The organism is Telluria sp. PB2R4 (genome assembly GCF_059685695.1).
In genome coordinates this window covers 778,491-798,293 of the sequence record NZ_JCASIC010000001.1, presented here as the reverse complement: position 1 = coordinate 798,293, position 19,803 = coordinate 778,491, and the positions used below count along the sequence as shown (strand labels likewise).

Annotated in this window: 14 protein-coding genes; 10 read left to right on the top strand and 4 right to left on the bottom strand. The window is 65.6% G+C overall.

All coding sequences use genetic code 11. The features are described 5' to 3' along the window. Positions 1 to 213: 213 nt before the first annotated feature. On the bottom strand, positions 214 to 1,863 hold the full coding sequence (gene recJ, locus AC56LU_RS03460; RefSeq protein ID WP_497174211.1) for a single-stranded-DNA-specific exonuclease RecJ: 1,650 nt from the start codon (positions 1,861 to 1,863) through the stop codon (positions 214 to 216). Positions 1,864 to 1,925: 62 nt separating this feature from the next. Beyond that, positions 1,926 to 2,942: a hypothetical protein gene (locus AC56LU_RS03455; protein ID WP_497174192.1), complete on the bottom strand. Its 1,017-nt coding sequence runs from the start codon at positions 2,940 to 2,942 to the stop codon at positions 1,926 to 1,928. A gap of 166 nt (positions 2,943 to 3,108) precedes the next feature. Here AC56LU_RS03455 and AC56LU_RS03450 point away from each other — a divergent pair, with 166 nt between their 5' ends. From AC56LU_RS03450 to AC56LU_RS03405, 10 genes are all read left to right on the top strand, one after another. Beyond that, on the top strand, positions 3,109 to 4,392 hold the full coding sequence (locus AC56LU_RS03450) for a lipoprotein-releasing ABC transporter permease subunit (protein ID WP_497174191.1): 1,284 nt from the start codon (positions 3,109 to 3,111) through the stop codon (positions 4,390 to 4,392). A 1-nt stretch (position 4,393) separates the two neighbouring features. Beyond that, complete coding sequence (locus AC56LU_RS03445; protein ID WP_497174190.1) at positions 4,394 to 5,659, top strand: lipoprotein-releasing ABC transporter permease subunit; 1,266 nt, start codon at positions 4,394 to 4,396, stop codon at positions 5,657 to 5,659. Positions 5,660 to 5,687: 28 nt separating this feature from the next. Then, entirely contained in the window at positions 5,688 to 6,380 is a 693-nt protein-coding gene (gene lolD / locus AC56LU_RS03440; RefSeq protein WP_497174189.1) for a lipoprotein-releasing ABC transporter ATP-binding protein LolD, read from the top strand. 13 nt (positions 6,381 to 6,393) lie between these two features. Next, on the top strand, positions 6,394 to 7,209 hold the full coding sequence (locus tag AC56LU_RS03435) for a TatD family hydrolase (protein WP_497174188.1): 816 nt from the start codon (positions 6,394 to 6,396) through the stop codon (positions 7,207 to 7,209). Between the two features lie 181 nt (positions 7,210 to 7,390). Further along, on the top strand, positions 7,391 to 10,192 hold the full coding sequence (locus tag AC56LU_RS03430) for a type VI secretion system Vgr family protein (protein ID WP_497174187.1): 2,802 nt from the start codon (positions 7,391 to 7,393) through the stop codon (positions 10,190 to 10,192). Positions 10,193 to 10,208: 16 nt separating this feature from the next. Next, positions 10,209 to 11,948, top strand: a complete 1,740-nt coding sequence (locus AC56LU_RS03425; protein ID WP_497174186.1) for an esterase/lipase family protein — start codon at positions 10,209 to 10,211, stop codon at positions 11,946 to 11,948. Between the two features lie 134 nt (positions 11,949 to 12,082). Beyond that, entirely contained in the window at positions 12,083 to 13,705 is a 1,623-nt protein-coding gene (locus tag AC56LU_RS03420; protein ID WP_497174185.1) for a T6SS immunity protein Tli4 family protein, read from the top strand. Between the two features lie 175 nt (positions 13,706 to 13,880). After that, the gene (locus tag AC56LU_RS03415) at positions 13,881 to 14,885 is read left to right on the top strand and encodes a T6SS immunity protein Tli4 family protein (protein ID WP_497174184.1); all 1,005 of its coding nucleotides are present in this window, start codon (positions 13,881 to 13,883) and stop codon (positions 14,883 to 14,885) included. Positions 14,886 to 14,975: 90 nt separating this feature from the next. Beyond that, positions 14,976 to 15,269 carry a PAAR domain-containing protein gene (locus AC56LU_RS03410; RefSeq protein WP_497174183.1) on the top strand — a complete coding sequence of 98 codons (294 nt, stop codon included), beginning with the start codon at positions 14,976 to 14,978 and terminating at the stop codon, positions 15,267 to 15,269. Positions 15,270 to 15,318: 49 nt separating this feature from the next. Then, a complete protein-coding gene (locus tag AC56LU_RS03405) occupies positions 15,319 to 17,661 on the top strand; it encodes a DNA internalization-related competence protein ComEC/Rec2 (RefSeq protein ID WP_497174182.1) in 2,343 nt (780 codons plus the stop codon). On the opposite strand, the gene AC56LU_RS03400 is transcribed toward AC56LU_RS03405, so the two are convergent. Next, positions 17,658 to 19,010 carry a sensor histidine kinase gene (locus AC56LU_RS03400; protein WP_497174181.1) on the bottom strand — a complete coding sequence of 451 codons (1,353 nt, stop codon included), beginning with the start codon at positions 19,008 to 19,010 and terminating at the stop codon, positions 17,658 to 17,660. The genes AC56LU_RS03405 and AC56LU_RS03400 overlap by 4 nt on opposite strands. A gap of 2 nt (positions 19,011 to 19,012) precedes the next feature. After that, positions 19,013 to 19,699, bottom strand: coding sequence for a response regulator (locus AC56LU_RS03395; protein WP_497174180.1), 687 nt, complete (start codon positions 19,697 to 19,699; stop codon positions 19,013 to 19,015). Positions 19,700 to 19,803 lie beyond the last annotated feature (104 nt).

Here is a 19,803-nt window from a genome sequence, read left to right as displayed (position 1 = left end):
AGAAAGAGCTGAGGCGCCTGATCTACTTGTCATGGTCTGGCCATCAGGGTGGACCCAAGCTAGCCCCAGCTCCATGTAGAGTAGCTAGCTCCACAGAGGTTCAAGATACAAGGGTGGGCGGCTTGTCCGCCCACGCGTTCAAATCACTGATGCGTTGATACGGCGCCTCTGTTCATCGACTGGTTGAACGCGTGGGAAGCGAAGCCGCCCACGCTACGCTGGTTCTGCGTGCTCCACCAGTAACTGTACTTTCGTGACGCCGTTGTACTCATTTGCGTCGAGCCTGAACGCCACCCGTGCCCGCTCCGGCAAACTGTCGGCATGCCCGAACCAGATCGCATCGTAGCGCCGGCCGTTCTTCTCCAGCAGCAGCTTGAGGTGGCGCTCTTTCAGTATCCGCTGGCTCACCACCCGGAACTCGTCGCAGAACACCGGCGGCGCGAATCCCTGGCCCCAGACCTGGCCGTCCATCTGTTCGATGAACTGGGTCGAGTAATACTCGTCCTCGAGCGGCCCGTCGGTCTCGATGATGCGCTCCAGCTGGGCTTCGGTCAGCCAGGCGCGGCCGACCGCTTCGAAAGCCTGCTGGAAGCTGTCGAAGTGCTCGGCGCGGATGGTGAGGCCGGCCGCCATCGCGTGCCCGCCGAACTTGTCGATCAGTCCCGGCACGCGCTTGGACACCAGGTCGAGCGCATCGCGCAGGTGGAAGCCCGGGATCGAACGGCCCGAGCCCTTGATCATGCCTTCGCTGCCCGGTGCGAAGGTGATCGTCGGCCGGTAAAACTTCTCTTTCAGGCGCGAGGCGACGATGCCGATCACGCCCTGGTGCCAGCCCTCGTCGAACACGCTGATCGTGCTGGCGCCGGAGGGCTCGAAGCTGTCCAGGTGGAGCAGGGCGGTGTCCTGCATCTCGGCCTCGATCTCGCGGCGCTTGAGGTTGATCTCGTTGAGCTGCTGGGCGATCGCCCAGGCGCGGCCGACGTCGTCGGTGACCAGGCATTCGATCCCGAGCGACATGTCTTCCAGCCGGCCGGCGGCGTTCAGGCGCGGACCGAGGGCAAAGCCGAGATCGAAGGGCGAGGCGCAGCGCGCTTCGCGGCCCGCCACCCGGAACAGGGCGGCCACCCCGGCATGCATGCGGCCCGCGCGCATGCGCTTGATGCCCTGGGCAACCAGGATGCGGTTGTTGGCGTCCAGGCGGACCACGTCGGCCACCGTGCCCAGCGCGACCAGGTCGAGCAGGCTGTCGAGCTTGGGCTGGGTCTGGGCGTCGAACACGCCGCGCCGGCGCAGTTCGGCGCGCAGCGCCAGCAGGACATAAAACACCACGCCGACGCCGGCCAGGTGCTTGCTCGGGAAGCCGCACTCGGGCTGGTTCGGGTTGACGATCACGCGCGCCGGCGGCAGCGCGTCGCCCGGCAAGTGGTGGTCGGTGACCACCACGTCGATGCCGCGCCGGTTGGCCTCCAGCACGCCGTCGATGCTGGCAATGCCGTTGTCGACCGTGATGATGATGTCGGGCGATTTTTCGCGAGCGGTCAGTTCGACGATCTCGGGCGTGAGGCCGTAGCCGTACTCGAAGCGGTTCGGCACGATGTAGTCGACGCCAGCTCCCATCATGCGCAGGCCGCGCAGGGCGACCGCGCAGGCGGTGGCGCCGTCGCAGTCATAGTCGGCGACGATGGTCATGCGCTTGTGGCTTTGAATGGCGTCGGCCAGGAAGCTGGCTGCGGCATCGATGTGGCGCAGGGCGCCAGGGGGCACCAGCGCCCCCAGCTCGCTCGACAGCTCGCGCACGTCGAGCAGGCCGCGCGCCGCATAGATGCGTGCGAGGACCGGATGGACCCCGCCCTGGCGCAGCATCTCGGAGGTACGGAACGGGCAGGGGCGGGTGGTGATCCTGGTATTGGTGCGGGTGTTAATGCTCAAGTCATTCGTTCCAGTGTCGGCCGGCGCCAGAACTTGCGCTGGGCCATGGCGGTCGTGGTGAATTCGGCAAGGGCGTCGCGGCTGCTCAGCACCAGGCGCAGCTCCTTGATGCGGCCCTGGACCAGCCCGGCATGCAGCGGCGCGAACAGTTTGTCTTCCAGGGCCTGCACCTGCTGCACCCAGGTGCCCCAGTCGGCGGCGATGGCGGCCTCGGCCAGGTAGCCGACGGCCACGATGCCATCGCGCGCCAATGCGCCGTCAAGTTCGTCGAGCGACGCAAGCGCGTGGCTGGACAGGCCGCGGACCCAGCCGGGCATGCCGATGCTGGTCATTGGCGCGGGCGTAGGCTGCGCCCCGGTGGCGGCGCCCCACAGCCAGAACGAGTTCACCGCCGGCAGGCGCCGCTCCTCGCGCGCGGCGTTCACCGGATGGGTGTGCCACAGCATCTGGATTTCGTTCTGCAGCCGGCGCAGGGGCAGGGCCTGCTTGCCGCGCGGGACGAAGTCGGAGAGGTCCATGCCGGCCACGGTATCCGGGGTGGCGGTCTCGATGCCGCTCCAGTCGTCGGCGCGCAGGAACCAGGTCTGGGCGTCGCCGTACAGCAGCGGGTGGCCAATCTCTTCGCACAGGGGCCGCGCCGCTTGGTACAGGGCCCGGCTTTCATCCTCGCTTAAGCCCAGATGGCGCAGATCGGCCATCATGGAATGGCTGCGCGCGATCTGGATGTGGGCCGGGTTGACGATGTACCAGGTGCCGCTGTCGGCCACCAGGCCGAAACCGCGCATGGCGGCCGCGGCAAACGCCGGCTGGCCATCCTGCGCCAGCCCGAGCGCGCGTGCCAGCCACTGCTCGTGCGGCAGCGCGCGCGCGGTATCAAGGATGGCGCGGCGTTCGTGCGCGCCCGTACGGGTGAGCAGGGCGGCCAGGGCGGGGGTCTGCAGTGCGCGGACCAGGTCGGGCGCGAATTCAGGGAGTGGCAACAGGTGGGGCAGGACGAGCGTAATGTGCGGCATGCCGCTATTCTAGGGCAAATACGGGGTGAGCGAACGGTCGTGCACCCGCTGCGTCCCGCAGTGCTCACACACAAGAAGCTTTCTTTTGCGCCACGAAAGCCGGATGTCTGGCAAACTGTCGGGTTGGCAAACCCATAACGTCTAGTTTACGCGAATACCGGATTTCATGAGCATCACCCACAAGCTGCCCTACGAATGGCAGGTCGGCCTGCGCTACACCCGCGCCGGCAAGCGCAGCGGCCGCAACAGCTTCATTTCCTTCATCTCGATGGCCTCGGTGGCCGGCATCGCGCTGGGCGTGGCCGCCCTGATCGTGGTGCTCTCGGTGATGAACGGCTTCCAGAAGGAAGTGACCGCACGCATGCTGTCGGTGCTGGCCCACGTCGAGGTGTTCGACGCCCGCGGCGAAATGCCGGGCTGGCGCACGGCGGTGCAGGAAGCCCTGCGCAACCCGGAAGTGCGCGCCGCCGCGCCCTTCGCCGAAACCCAGGCCATGTTGCTGAGCGACGGCGTGATGAAGCCGGTGCTGCTGCGCGGGATCGACCCGGCCCAGGAAGCCAAGGTGTCCGACGTAGCGAAACACATGCGCGAAGGGCGTTTCGATGCGCTGCAGCCCGGTTCGTTCAATGTGGTCATCGGCCGCGCGCTCGCCAGCTCGCTCGACGTGCGCGTGGGCGACCGGATCACGCTCCTGATGGCGTCGACCCCGGCCGCCACCTCATCGTCTACCTCTGGCGGCGGCGCGCTGCCGCGCACCCGGCCGCTGACCGTGGCCGGCATCTTCGAGGCCGGCCACTTCGAATTCGATTCCTCGCTCGCCTTTGCCAACATCAACGATGCGCAGGGACTCGCCAATGCCGCCGCCCCCGCCGGCATCCGGCTGCGCCTGGCCGACATGCAGCAGGCCCCGCGCGTGGCCACCGAGCTGCATCGCAGCATGTCGGGCGAGCTGTACATCCGCGACTGGTCCAAGGTCAATGCGATCTGGTTCGCGGCCGTGGAATCGCAAAAGCGCATGATGTTCATCATCCTGACCATGATCGTGGCAGTGGCGGCCTTCAACCTGGTCTCGACCCTGGTCATGACGGTGCGCGACAAGCAGTCGGACATCGCGATCCTGCGCACCCTGGGCGCCTCGCCGCGCTCGATCATGACCATCTTCATGGTGCAGGGCACCCTGGTGGGCGTGCTAGGCGCGGTGCTGGGCGTGCTTGCCGGCGTCGGGCTGGCGCTCAATATCGACGTCATCGTCCCCTTCATCGAACGCAGCTTCAAGGTGCAGTTCCTGTCGCAGGAGGTGTACCTGATCAGCGAGATCCCGTCGCAGCTGCGCTGGGGCGACGTCGGCTGGATCGGCGGCGTGGCCGTGCTGCTGGCTTTTTTTGCGACCCTGTACCCGAGCTGGTCGGCCTCGCGCGTGAAACCGGCCGAGGCCCTGCGTTATGAATAAGATGAGATTCACACAGAATTTGCCCTACGAATGGCTGGTCGGCCTGCGCTACACGCGCGCCGGCAAGCGCAGCGGCCGCAACAGCTTTATTTCCTTCATCTCCCTGATCTCGGTCTCGGGCATCGCGCTCGGCGTGGCGGCCTTGATCATCGTGCTGTCGGTGATGAACGGCTTCCAGAAGGAAGTCACCGACCGCATGCTCTCGGTGCTGGCCCACATCGAAGTGTTCGACCGCAGCGGCAGTATGCCGGACTGGCGCGCGGCCGGCCGCGACGCGCTGAAGAACCCGGCGGTGCGCGGCGTGGCGCCGTTCGTGGAGACCCAGGGCCTGCTGGAGGGCCAGGGCGTGATGCGTCCCTCGGTGATCCGCGGCGTCCTGCCTGCGGAAGAGCCCAGGGTGTCCGACGTCGCCAGGCAGGTCACCCAGGGCAGCCTCGATACGCTCCGGCCCGGGTCGTTCAACATCGTGCTGGGCTATGCGCTGGCGCGCTCGCTGAACGTCGGCATTGGCGACAAGGTCACCATGCTGCTGGCGCAAGGGCAGATCACGCCGGCCGGGCTGCTGCCGCGCAGCCGCAGCTTCACCGTGTCCGGGATCTTCGAGGCCGGCCACATGGACTTCGATGCGGCGCTCTCCTTCATCCACGTGGAAGACGCGCAGCGCATGGAACGCCTGCCGGCCCCGATGGGCCTGCGGCTGCGCGTCGCCGACATGCACGAGGCGCCGCTGGTGGCGGCCGAGCTGAAGAAATCCATGCCGGGCAATCTGGAGATGCGCGACTGGTCGAAGCTCAACGCCAACTGGTTCGCCGCCGTACAGACCGAAAAGAAGATGATGTTCATCATCCTCACCCTGATCATCGCGGTGGCCGCCTTCAACCTGGTGTCGACCCTGGTGATGACGGTGACCGACAAGCAGGCCGACATCGCGATCCTGCGCACCCTGGGCGCATCGCCGCGCTCGATCATGAAGATCTTCATGGTGCAGGGCGCGCTGGTCGGCGTCATCGGGACGGTGCTGGGCGTCGGCGGGGGCGTGCTGGTGGCCCTGAACATCGACGTCATCGTCCCGTTCATCGAAGGCTTACTGGGAGTGCAGTTGTTGTCGAAAGATATCTACCTGATCAGCGCGGTGCCGTCCGACCTGCGCTGGCCGGACGTTTTCAAGATCGGCGGCGTGTCGGTGCTGCTGGCGTTTGCTGCGACCCTGTACCCGAGCTGGTCGGCGTCGCGCGTAAAACCTGCGGAGGCGCTGCGTTATGAATAGTAACCCGAGTAGTAACCCGAATAATCCAATGAATCACACCACGCCGGTCCTGGCCTGCCGCGGCCTGGGCAAGACTTTCAAGCAGGGCGACTACACCGTGAAGGTGCTGGACGCGGTCGACTTCGCGATCCACCGCGGGGAACGGGTGGCCATCGTCGGCGCGTCCGGCTCCGGCAAGTCGACCCTGCTGCACCTGCTGGGCGGGCTGGATACCCCGTCGACGGGTTCGGTCACCTTGCTCGGCGAGGATTTCGCCACCCTGTCCGAGACCCGGCGCGGAGACCTGCGCAACTCGTCGCTCGGCTTCGTCTACCAGTTCCACCACCTGCTGCCGGAATTCTCGGCGCTCGACAACGTCATGATGCCCTTGATGATTCGGCGCGAGGGGCGTGAGGCCGCGCTGAAAAAGGCCGAGGCGATCCTGGGGCGGGTGGGCCTGGGCAAGCGCGTGGTGCACCGTCCCGGCGAACTGTCCGGCGGCGAGCGCCAGCGGGTGGCGCTGGCGCGCGCCCTGGTGACCGAGCCAAGCTGCGTGCTGGCCGACGAACCGACCGGTAACCTCGACCACAGCACCGCGCAGACGATCTTCGACCTGATGCTGGAGCTGTCGCGCACCCTCGGCACGGCGTTTGTGATCGTCACCCACGACATGGAGCTGGCACGCCGCTGCGACCGCGTGTTCCGCCTCACCGAACACGGCTTGCAGCAGGTCGAGGCCTGACAGGGAGCCGCGCATGTGGATCGATACCCACTGCCACTTGGATGCGCACGAGTTCGGGGACGGATCGCTGGACGTGGCTGCGCAGGCGGAACGGGAGGGGGTGTCGATGATCGTCGCGATGGCGGTCGAGCGCGGCAACTTCGGCGCCGTGGCCAGCCTGGCGGCGCGCGCGCCGAACATCACGTATGCGCTGGGCATCCACCCGATCTGCGTGCCGCAGGCGCGCGACGAAGACCTGGAGGTGCTGCGCGGCGCGGTGGAGGCGGCGCTGGCTGATCCGAACTTCGTCGGCATCGGCGAAATCGGGCTCGACTTCTTCATCCCCCTGCTGTGCGAACCGGCCATGCGCGAAAAGCAGGACCGCTTCCTGCGCGCGCAGCTGCGCATCGCGCGCGACTTCGGACTGCCGGTGATGCTGCACGTGCGCCGCTCGCAGGACCAGGTGCTGAAGCACCTGCGCCAGATCCGTCCCCCGGCCGGCATCGCGCACGCCTTCAACGGCAGCTTCCAGCAGGCGCAGACCTTCATCGACCTGGGCATGCACCTGGGCTTCGGCGGCGCCATGACCTTTACCCGCGCGCTGCAGATCCGGCGCCTGGCAACCGAGCTTCCGTTGGCGTCGATCGTGCTGGAGACGGATTCGCCGGACATCGCGCCCGCGTGGATTCACCCGGGGCGCAACACGCCCGACCAGCTGCCCGCCATCGGCGCGGCGCTGGCCGAGCTGCGCGGGATCGGGGTGGAGGAGGTGCGGGGAGCGGTCCACCGCAACACGCTGGCCGCGATCCCGCGCCTGGCCTCCTATTCGCTTCCGACTCTGGACAAATAGCTAAGTAGCAAAGTAGCAGCGCTTGCGCCGATAAGTGGCACTAGCTGGCTAACTACTCGCAACGACCGTGGCTATAAGATTTAGTTCGTTTGTAGCGTTGAAGCACGACAAGGCTGCTAGTGTTCCGTTCTGCCAAGATGCACTCTTCGCTGCGACAGCAGCCCGATACCAGGAGAGTGATTTGGATAGCGCGAGCGAATTCCTGCGGATGCTCAGGCACGAGAAATCGCTGACCACTGCCCACCGGCCGATCCGGCTGCGCCTGGGCCATGCCGACCACCTGGCCGACGAACTGCTGCTGCCGCAGCGCGTGCAGGGGCACGAGTCGGTCTGCGGCGGCTTCGAATACGTCGTCACCTGTGTCGCCGACACGCCGCGCCTCCCGCTCAAGGAACTCATCGCCCTCCCGGCCGAACTCCAGCTCGTGACCGACCGCGGCCAACTGCGGGGCATCTGCGGCATCGTCGCCGAGGCGCGCGCCGGCGACCACGACGGCGGGCTGGCCGTCTACCAGCTGGTGCTGCGCGATGCGCTGGCGGTCATGGAAAAGCGCGTCAACAGCCGCGTATTCCGCTACCAGAACGAACTCGAGATCGTGCAGGTGCTGTTCGACGAATGGCGCCAGTCCAACAGCATCATGGCCAGCGCGTTCGATTACGAGCTCGATCCGCTGTTCGACATGCGCCTGTACCCGCCGCGCGAACAGACCATGCAGTACAACGAATCCGACGCCGCCTTTGTCCGCCGCCTGCTCAAGCGCCGCGGCATCGCCTGGACCTTCCGCCCCGGCCGCGCCCGCGCCGGCGGCGCCGACCAGGAACCGGACGACACCCCTAGCCACACCCTGGTGCTGTTCTCCGATCCCGCCTCGCTGCCGCGCAGCGCGGCCGGCACGGTGCGCTACCACCGCGACCACGCCACCGAAGAGCGCGACACCGTCGTCTCCTGGTGCGCCGCGCGGCGCCTGCAGCCGGGCAGCATCACCCGCCACAGCTGGGACTACCGCAATCCCCTGGGTGCCCAGTTCATGACCACCACCGCGCGCAGCATGGCCGACCAGGGCCGCAGCGGCAACGCCATGGCGGCCACGCTCGACGACTACCTGGTCGAGATGCCGCATGCCGGCAACGACGTCGAAGACCACTGGCGGCTCGGCCAGGTACGCATGAACCGCCACGAATTCGACACCAAGTGCTTCCACGGCGAAGGCAGCGTGCGCGACCTGTGCGCCGGCGAATACTTCACCCTGAGCGGCCACCCCGAGATCGACACCCACCCCGAAGCCGAGCGCGATTTTGTCGTCAGCGCCGTCTGGTTCGAGGCCGAGAACAACCTGCCCGCCGACCTGTCGGCACGGGTGCGCCGCCTGATGGGGCCGTACAGCCCGGTGGACGCCATGCTGGCGCCGAACGAACACCCGGTGGCCGGCGACGGCGTGCGCGTGCGGATGCGCTTCGACGCGGTACGGCGCGGCATCCCGCTGGTGCCGGACTTCGATCCACGTATCGACCTGCCGCATCCGCAGCTGCAGAGCGCGATCGTCACCGGTCCACCGGGCGAAGAAGTGCATTGCGACGCGCTGGGCCGGGTCAAGATTCGCTTCCCGGGCATGCGCACGCTTGATCACAAGCACGCGCACGGCGCCGGCGCCTCCGACACGCCGGCCGATTCGGCCTGGGTGCGGGTCGCCTCCAACTGGGCCGGCAGCGGCCCCGGCGCCAACCAGCAATGCGGCACGCTGTCGCTGCCGCGGGTCGGCAGCGAAGTCCTGGTGGCCTTCCTCGGCGGCGACCCCGACCGCCCGGTGGTCCTGTCGCAAGTCTTCAACCAGCGCGGCGAGCCGCCGGCCCTGAGCACGGCCGGCGCACTGCCCGGCAACCGCTACCTGTCCGGCACCCGGACGCGCGAGATCGGCGGCGCGCGCGGCAACCAACTGCGCTTCGACGACACCCGCGGCGAAATCAGCGCCCAGCTGGCGAGCGATCATGGTGCAGCCCAGCTCAACCTGGGCTGGCTGACCCAGCCGAAGGCCAACGGCAGCGCCGAGCCGCGCGGCGAAGGCGCCGAGCTGCGCAGCGACCATGCCGTGGCGATCCGCGGCAAGGAAGGGGTGCTGGTAAGCGCCGAAGCCGCTTCGTCGGCCGAGGGGGCGCACCTGGCACGCGCCGGGCTGCTTGGTCTGGCTGAGTTGATGCAGAGCATCGCAGACGAGGTCGCCAAGCTGGCGGATAAACACACGGAAGATGAACCGAGCGGCGAGCGCCTTGCCGACCTGTCGGAGAAGCTGCGGCGCTGGGACCAGGGGTCCAACGTCGCCCCGGGCGACAAGGGCGGCGAACCGATCGTGGCGGTGACGGCGCCGGCGGGCATCATGGTGGCCAGCCAGGACAATGTCGCGCTCGGGTCCGAGAAGCAGCTCGACATGGTGAGCGGGGGCGATGTGCGGACCTCTGCAGGGAAGAACATCTTCGTCCGTGCGGCCCGCGGGATCAGCGCGTTCGCCCAGGCGCTAGGGATCAAGCTGGTGGCGGGCGAGGGGAATATCCTGCTGGAGTCCCACCAGGGCGCTGTCGAAGTCAGATCGTCGCGCAAGATCAGCCTGATTTCGGCGGAAGCGATTCATATCGAAGCGCCCATGGTGCGGATCATCTCGAAAGGCGCGCAGACGGATTGGGCCGACGGCACGATCACACTGCAAAGCGCTGGCGCGCATATCATCAACGCGACCGGTATCAACCGCGGGCCGGCCGGTGGCGGCGACCCCACTAAACCCGAGTTTAAAAACTCATCATTAGAGACGACGGAAAGACTTGTCCTGCGTAATCTCCAAACGCGGGAACCAATTCCATATCAAAATTACATTGCCCACCTCAGCGACGGCAGGACCATCCAGGGCACCAGCGATGAGGAAGGCCGGACTTCGCTGATGCAGGATGATGCGTTGGGGCCTGTGCAGTTCGAGCTTCTTCCATCCACTATTTAAGCTGTCGGGAACCGTCATGCGTGAACCGACCAGGCCATTGCCTTCGCTCGTCCCTTTGCCCAATGGTGGGTGGCGAGCCGATTCCTTTATGTCCTCCGCGGATTTTACGATCCGCGGCCTCGCACTTGTCCCTCCCAACAAGATTATCCCGGTCATTGTTGTACCCGGCATCATGGGTACGAATCTAAGGGCCAAAGAAAAACCACGTTTAGGCCGGATAGAGGATGAGCGGAACCAAATGGTCGGCGCTGGTCAACCTGTCTGGCGCCCTCCTAACGGCGACAGCGAGGGGCTCAAGGCCGCCAAAATCTGGGACAAGTACACGCCGCGAGAGCGCCAGTTGCTGTTTGATCCCGCCACTCTGGAAGTGGACCCTAGCGGACCTGTCGTCATACCGGGGTCCGAGGACGGCTATATTCTGACCGAGCGTGAGCTGCGGGAACGCGGGTGGGGCGAAGTGCATGCCGATTCGTATAGCGGACTTCTCTACGGCTTGCAGACTCGCCTGAATCAGACGTTCGGGTTTGACGAGCAGGGCAAGAAGCGCTTCGTCCAACAGCACTGGAAGGACGTGATGGCCTGTGATCCCCAGCGATGGGGGCTGCGCCAGTTCGCGCCGCTAACGGAAGACCACCTCGTGAAGCACGCTCAATACTACTTTCCGGTGTACGCGGCTGGATACTGCTGGTTACAGGACTGTAAAACGTCGGCGGAAATGCTCGAGAAACGAATTCTTCAGATCATCGATTCGTGGAAGAGGGCGAAGCGGCAGTGCTCCAAAGTTATTCTGGTAACTCATTCGATGGGGGGACTCGTAGCCAGAGCATGCGCAAAGCGTATCCCGGAAAAAATCGCCGGTGTGGTCCACGGCGTCATGCCGGCACTTGGCGCGCCTGTTGCTTACCGCCGGATTGCCTGTGGAACCGAGTCGTTTTCGCCTAATAGTTCCCCTCTCAAGAAGTTTGCAGATTCTAGGGTGGCGATGATTTTAGGGAACAGCGCTGATAAAACGACGCCTGTTCTAGCGATATCGCCCGGGGCGCTCGAGCTTTTGCCGAATCACCTGTATCCGCAACCGTGGTTGCACGTTCGCGTAATTAGGTTTGCCGGCGGGACGCAAACAGCAAGCCGAGTCGGAAACAATGGGGCAACTGGATACCATACCAAGCCTTCTGACGCGCTGTCTTTCCCAAATGCGACACTCCAGAATCCCTACGATCTGTACCGTGACATGAAATCTTGGTTTCGTTTGATCAATCCGGACTTCGCTGATCCGGCTGGCAAATATGTTAATAAACGAGACGGCGTGGTGTCAGCGATTAATAAGGCTGTCAATGCTGCCGAGACTTTCCACAGAACGCTTGGGGACTATTACCACCCTAATAGCTATGCTTTCTATGGCGACGATAAAGAGCAACTCACATTCGGGCAGCTACGGTGGGTCGCCCTTCAGCAGCCAGGTTCAGCAACGGCGCTCACACCTGCAAATCTCACCGCCGCGCGGTACATGGGTCATTCCGATACCGGACAGCGGCGCGTGCTCGTCGAGGGAAAGACCGAGCTTCGGTTCTCGCCTGATCAGCAGGATGCGCGAGGCGACGGCACCGTACCGCAGCAATCCGGTGCTGGGCCGGCAGGCAAATTAAGACAGGTGTTTGCGACTGAGGGCTACGACCACCAAGGATCGTATAACAATGAGCACATGCTCAAATTAACGCTTCGATTGATTACCAAGATCGTCCAGGAGATCTCGTGAAGAATTGGCTCCGGAGCAGGCCGGCCCGAATGCTGGCCGGAGCTCTGTGCGCGGGCTTGGTCGCCACATGGGCGGTTGGAAAAGCTTTGGATAAACGCGAAGAAGGCCGGCGAGACCAACATGAGGTAGCTCGAATGACCGACAGAATGAAAACAGTATGTGTCGGCAGGTTCTTAATTGACGTGCCGGAGGAGGCGGAGATTGAACTGCGACAGGCGCGTATCGATGGCTTCGAAATCGCGTCGTTCAACGAAACGGAGGAAGAGTTTCAGAAGCGTGTTACAGACCGTGAGGCGCAAATCAAGGCTAAGCCGGACTACCTTGGAAGCAGTAAGAATATGGAGTCGGCGAGGGACGTCAACACCGACAGCGGCCTTGTCGGAAAGATCTTCATGCACAGCCGGACGGTGCAGGAAGGCACTCGCGGCGACGGCTTGGGTGGAGTGGAGCGTTATCGCGACGAAGGTATCACGACAGAAGCGCTCGTGCATGGTCCTAGTATCAGCATCGACCTGTTCTATGAAGACAGGGATCCCGACTTAATCGAGGATCTGCCCGCGCTAGTTAACCAGCTTGTAGCTAACCCGGACAACCGTATTCCTACCGAACCGGGATTCTGCATGGATCGCGTCTATGTGCGTGACCCGCTGAGCGCCGATCAGCGCGAACAAGTCATGATGTTCGGCCGGCTGTCAGGTCACCCGGATGTCGAATTCATGTTCATGGTGTCGGCTGGAATGAAGCCCGAGGCGCAGGGTGTCCTGGCGAGGAATGAAGCAGCAGACGGACGGCTATCGATCGCCGAGCGGATGCGTATCACCAGATTACGAGCGTCGCCGCGGGAGATTGGTGGTCTCGATGGAGAGGAACTTGTGGAGCTGGTGGTCGAGGAAAATGAAACCCGTGGCCACAGTTTCTGGTGGGAGGTGAACGGGGTGGAAGACAACGTCTTCGTCCCCCACGTCGTATTCAGGATGAGTACGGGGAACGGCAATCGAAAACCTGTTCCATCCTCGCTCTCGGACGGCGCCGCACTTGGCTTGTGGGACAAGATCGTGTCCAGTATCCGACTGCGGTCGGCTGAACCCGTAGCAAGTAAGCGCGCCGAAGCGCCGACAACACCGCTTGGCACATACGCTACCGCTGGCGAACGCTGCCCTGAAAGCGGCTGGTGGCTATGTGGCGACGGCGGTAATGGCATCGGCGTGTTGGGCGGCCAACGACAGCACATCAAGAAAGGCGATCGGATGCCCCAAGCGCTACTGCTTCCACCCCGCACCCTGTGGGACAAAGTGCGAGGTCTGCAGCCTAGTTTTGAACCAAAGAGTCCCACATTCTGGAAGCTTGTCGACAAGCGTGTCCAAAAGCGTGTGCCGCCGCCTCTGCCGCTAGCCCTGCCTGTTTCACCCCCGACCACGGCCATCGCTAGTGGCGGTGTAAGTGCTAATGATCAGAGCCACGTTTCGGTTGGCAGTTTTGCTGTTACGGGGGCGCCATGCCCCGCAAGCGGATGGTGGCGTTGCGAACAATCTCATGCGCTCGACGGAACCCGCTGGTTTGGCCAAGGTGCCTTGTTACCACCTGCGACATTCGCTGTTCCACCCGGCCTTTTCGGTGGATCAGCGAATGCCCCCAAGTCTATTCAACGTCGCGGTGAATGGCGGCTGGTTCGGCTCGCAGATACGTTGGAACACGATGATCCGGATCGCCTGCCGTCAGATCCCGGCATAGCCCCCCCGGCAATTGGAAAAGCGTAGGGCTACAGCCAGTGTCGCTCGTACCTCTGCCGGTTGTTGCTGATGTGTTTTACAGGAGTCAAAGATGGGACGCATACTTCGACCTGCACTCGCTCTCGCACTCGTCCTCGCGGGAGTTGTTATGGCAAGTTTGGCACGATCCCGGGATGATGGTGCCGAGCAAGGAAAGCATGACGTGGCGCGACTCACCAGCAGAATGAAAACGCACTGCATCGGCAGGTTCCTGGTCGATATGCCAGAGCAGGCAAAGGTTGAGCTAGGTACACCGACTATTGACGGATTCAACATTGCGGCTTTTGTGGAAACCGCCGAAGAGTTCCAGAGGCGTCTCGCTGACCGCGAGGCGGAAATCAGGGCCAAGCCAGACCGGCTCGGCGGGAACAGTAATCTGGAGTCGGAGACCCCAGTCAAATCCGACAATGGGATCGTTGGCACGATATTCGTCCATAGTCGGAAAGTGACTGAGGGTACTGCAGCAAAGGGACTCGAACTTGTGCGCTATCGCTACGAAGGAGTTGCACTCGAGGCGCTCGTGCACGGTTCAGGTATCAGTATTGACTTAGCGGCAGACTATTATGATCCAGACCGGATTGAGGGGCTGGCCCGGTTAGTCTCGCAGCTCGTCCCAAATCCTGGTAATACGACACCGAAGGAGCCCGGTTTTTGCATCGATCATGCCTATTTTCGCGATCCGCTCACTGCCGACCAAGGCGAACAGATCACAATGTTCGCCGGGTTGCCAAGCTATCCATACATTGATTTCCTGCTCATCCTTGCCGCAGGAACGAAACCCGACGAGCAGGGCCTGTTAGAGCGATCTAGCGCTTCAACGAGAGGTTTTTCGCTATTGGAGCGGATGCGCATTTCAACATTACGTGCAGCACCACGAACAATTGCCGGGCTTCCTGGAGAGGAGTTAGTTGAAGCCTTTTCTGAAAAGAATGATGCGCGAGTACATAGCTTTTGGTGGGAGGTAAACGGGACCGAAGACAAAGTCCTTGTCCCCCACTTCGTGTTCAAAATGAACACAGGAAATCGCAATTCTGGGCCCGTCCCATCTTCTTTATCAGATGACGCTGCGCTCGACTTGTGGGACAAAATACTGTCCAGCATTCGCTTGCGGGTTACCCATCCTGGAACGGATACGAAAACCACCCCCAAGAAGCTGGCAGAGGCATAAATGCGGATCTGTGAATGACGGTCTGCGTTGCCGCAGGCCGAACCAGGCCAGCTCAGCTACATTCCAGCTTTCCCCGCAAGGAGCGCAAGCGTGAGCCATAAACGTTACTACATCCGCGACGGCGCCAAAACCACCGCCGACGGCATCGTCCGTGCCTCCAGCACCTTCACTACCTTCGACGGCCTGCCGCTCGCGCGCGAGGGCGACCCGGTCGACTGCCCCGCCTGCGGCCAACAGGGCGTCATCCAGTGCGTCATGCCACGCCTGCCCGATCAGTCCGAAGGCAAGGAATGCGCGCTGAGCGACGACCTGTGCATCTGCGCCTGCTCGCCCGCACCCAAGCTCGTCGCCGACCAGTTCACCGATTTCCAGATCGTCTCCTAGCGCCCCGCAGCATAGCTCGCGATCGCCAGGTACCACGCCGGAACGGCCCATGCGCTGCGCCATCCTCGCATTCCTCGCCGGGATCTGCTGGCTGCAGACTTGCGCCGAGCTGCCGGCGCCGGGCGCATTGGCGGGCGCCGTTGCCGTGGCGCTGGCCCTGTGCGCACTGCGCAGGCGCCTGGCCATCCTGCCTGCCGCCGTCTTGCTGGGCGCGTCGTGGGCAGCCTGGATCGCCCACGGCGCGCTCGCCGACGCACTGCTGCGCGAACTGGAGGGCAGGGACGTTGCCATCCTCGGCACCGTCGACAGCCTGCCCCACGAATTCGAAGGTGGGACCCGCTTCAATGTTCGCGTCGAACGCGTGCTGACGCCAGGCGCCAAGGTGCCGCGCAAAGTCGCCGTCTCCTGGTACGGCCCGGACGGCCCGGATGCCGTCCAACCCGGTGAACGCTGGCAGCTGGTCGTGCGCCTGCAGCGCCCGCACGGCAATGCCAACCCCTACGGCTTCGACTACGAAGCCTGGCTGCTGGAGCAGGGCGTGCGCGCCACCGGCTACGTCCGCCCTGCCGGCCCGCGCAACGTCCGCCTCGACGCCTTCGTGCCGCGCCCAGGGCACGTGGTGGAACGCGCCCGTGCCGCGCTGCGCCGCCATATCCTGCGACAGCTCGAGGGTGAACGCTATGCCGGCGTGATCGTCGCCCTGGTGATCGGCGACCAGCGCGGCATCCCGCAGTCAAGCTGGGACGTGTTCAACCGCACCGGCATCAGCCACCTGGTGTCGATCTCGGGCCTGCACATCACGATGCTCGCCGGCCTTGCCGCATGGGCGATGTCCGGCCTGTGGCGGCGCTCCTTCTTTATCGATGGTGCCGCCTTGCCCCTGCGCCTGCCGGCCCAGGAGGCCGCGGCGCTGGCCGGCGCGCTGGTGGCGCTACTGTACGTGCTGCTGGCCGGGGCCGGCGTGCCCGCGCAGCGCACCTTCTATATGCTGGCGACGGTGGCGGCCGCGCTGTGGTTCGGACGCGTGGTCGCGCTATCGCACGTCCTCTGTCTGGCCTTGGGCGTGGCGGTGCTGATCGATCCCTGGGCGGTGCTGGGCGCCGGCTTCTGGCTTTCGTTCGGCGCGGTGGCGGTAATCCTGTACGCCGGCCTGGGGCGGGTGACGGGCACCACCGGCTGGCGCCGCACGCTCCTGCTGGCCGTACAGACCCAGTACGCCATCACCATCGGACTGGTGCCGCTGACCTTGCTGCTGTTTTCGCAGGTGTCGCTGGCCAGTCCGTTCGCGAATGCGGTGGCCATTCCGGTCATCAGCCTGTTCGTCACGCCGCTGGCGCTGTTCGGGGCGCTGCTGCCGGCGCCGTTCGCGGGATGGATCCTGGGCCTGGCGCACCTTGCGGTCGAACTGCTGGCCGAGGGCTTGCATTTGCTGGCCGCCAGCCCGCTCGCGGTCGTGAACGCGCCGGCGCCGCAGCCGTGGGTGTTCGTGCTGGCGCTCATCGGCACGGCGTGGATGCTTGCGCCGCGCGGCTGGCCGCATCGGTGGGCCGGGCTGGCCGCATGGGCGCCGATGCTCACCCAGCTGCCGACCGCGCCGGCAGCCGGCAGCTTCACGGTCACCGCCTTCGACGTGGGGCAGGGTATGGCGCTGCTGGTGGAGACCGAGCGTCACCGCCTGCTGTACGACGCGGGCCCGCAATACGGGCCGGGCGCCGACGCGGCCGGCCGGATCCTGCTGCCCTACCTGCGCGGACGCGGTATCGGCGAACTGGATGCGCTGGTGGTCTCGCACAGCGACGTCGACCATGCCGGCGGCGCCCGTACTTTGCTCGCAGGGATGAGCGTCGCGCAGCTGCATTCCTCGCTGGGCGGCCACCACCCGGTGGTGCGCGCCGCCAGGCGCCACAGCCGCTGCGCAGCCGGGCAGGCCTGGACCTGGGACGGGGTGCGCTTCGAGATGCTCGGGCCGGCCTTGTCGTCCTACGACGAGGCCGGCCTGAAGGCCAATGCGCGCAGCTGCGTGCTGCGCGTGAGCACCGTAGGCAGGGCCATGCTGCTGGCGGCGGACATCGAGGCCGCGCAGGAAGCGCAGTTGCTGCAGCGCGCGCCGCAGCAACTGCGCGCCGACGTGCTGCTCGCGCCCCATCACGGCAGCGGCACGTCGTCGACCGCGGCCTTCCTGGCGGCGGTGAAGCCGACGGTCGCACTCTTCCAGGTCGGCTATCGCAATCGCTACCGGCACCCGAAACAGGAGGTCTACGAGCGCTACGGCAGCCGCGGCATCCGCCGGCTGCGCACCGACGAATCGGGCGCCGTCACGCTGCGCTTCGGCCCTGCGCTGGAGGTGACGGAATACCGCAGCGAGCGCCCGCGCTACTGGCACGGCCGCTAGGGCTTGCGCCCCAGGGGCAGGCTGAGCCTGAGCTGCAGGCCGCCGCCTTCGCGGTTCGCGGCCTTGATGCTGCCGCCGTGCGCCACCAGCACGTGCCGGGCGATCGCCAGGCCGAGTCCATGGCCGTCGACCTTGTTCGGGTTGGACCGGAAGAAGGGTTCGAATACAGCGGCCAGGTCGCACGCTGCGATGCCGGGACCGCGATCGAGGACGTCCACGTGGGCCCAATCTGCGTCCGTCTGTAGCACGATCTCGACCGGGCCGCCGCTGCCGCCGTGGCGGACGGCATTGCGCACGACGTTGTCGAGCGCGCTCCACATCAGGTCCGGGTCGCCGTGCACGACGATGGGGCCGGGTGCGTCGACGCTGAGCCGGGGCGCATCGGGGCCGGCCTCGAAACGCGCATCCGCGGCGATCTCGTCCGCCAGTTCGGTCAGGTCGAACGCTTCGCGCCGGGCCAGGCCGGGCGACGCTTCGAGGCGCGACAAGGTCAGCAGCTCGCCGACGAGTTGATCCATGCGCATGCTCTCGCGCTCGATGCGCTCGAGCGAGGCACCGATTTTTTCCGGCTGCTGGTGTGCCAGCCCGACCGCGGCCTGCAGCCGCGCCAGCGGCGAGCGCAGTTCGTGCGAGACGTCGTGCAGCAGGCGGCGCTGGCCGTCCATCAGGGCCCGCAGCCGGGCGCTCATGCGGTCGAAGTCGCGCCCCAGGTCGCTCAGTTCGTCGCCCGCGCGGCCCGGGGCGGCGAAACGCGGCGCCAGGTCGCCGCGCGAGGCCGCTTCGAAGGCCTTGCGCAGCGCCCGGATCGGTCGCGAGAAATACCAGGCGAGCAGGGCGGCGAACAGCAGGCTGGCCAGCGTGGCCGCGACGATGCCGGCCACCTGGCCGACGCGCCGGCCGGGGCCGCCGCCGGGGCCGCGCGGTGCGCCGCGGAAGATCGCCACATCGCCACGCTGCGGGCGCTTGACGAAGGCGAGATAGGCTTCGCCGTCCGGCCCGGCCAGCCGGCGGATGCCGCGCCGCGGTTCGCCGGTGGCCAACTGGCGCCGCACTTCCGCTTCCAGTTCGGCCGGCACCGGGCGGCCCAGCAGCTCGCGTCCCGCGCCGTCGCGCACGAACACCTGCGGGCGCCGCAGCTCGGCCAGCATCCCGCGCAGGGCCGCCACGCCGCCATGCCTGAGGGTGGCGGCGGCCGCGTCGAGCGCGATATAGGCCGGCGGTCCGGTATCGAGTTCGGCGGCCTGGCTGCGGGCGCGGTCGCGCAGCCAGAAGGCGCCGCCGATGCCGATGGTGGCGGCCACTTGCGCAAGCAGGATGCAGAGGAAGAACTTCCAGAACAGGCGGCCCACACTCAATCCCGGATCAGCTGGTAGCCCTGGCGGTAGATCGTCTGCAGGGGCGAGCGGCCGTCGGCGAGCAGGCCCAATTTCTGGCGCAGGCTGCTCAGGTGGACGTCGATGTTGCGGTCGAAACGCGCCAGCGGCCGGCCCAGGCCTTGCTCGGACAGCGCGTTCTTGCTCACCGGACGGCCCGCATGGCGCGCCAGCACCTCGAGCAGGTTGAATTCGGTGCTGGTCAGGTCCAGCGCGGCGCCGTCCCAGGTGGCGCGGCGCTGCTCCGGATGGATGCCGAGCTTGCCGACGTTGAGCACCGCGCCCGGTCCGGCGCTGTCGCGTGCATGGGTACGGCGCAGGATGGCACGCACCCGTGCGGTCAGTTCACGCGGGGTGCAGGGCTTGGCGACGTAATCGTCGGCGCCCAGTTCCAGGCCCAGGATGCGGTCGGCGTCGTCGCCGCGCGCGGTCAGCATCAGGATGGGGAGCCGACTGTCGGTGCGAATCCGGCGCAGGGCGTCGATGCCGTTGGTGCCCGGCATCATGACGTCGAGGATGGCGATCGCATAGTCGCCGCGCAGCGCCTCGCGGGCGCCATCGTGGCCGTTGTGGACGCAGGTGGTGCGAAACCCTTCCTGTTCCAGGTATTCGGAAAACATTCCGACGAGTTCGACGTCGTCGTCGATCAGCAGTACGTGGTTCATGGGGGAGCAGCATAGCAAACCCGCCGCCCCGGCGCTGCGGCATGGGGGGATGCTTTACCTGGATTTACATGCGATGAACGGGGCAGCCTGGTGTAGGCATTCCC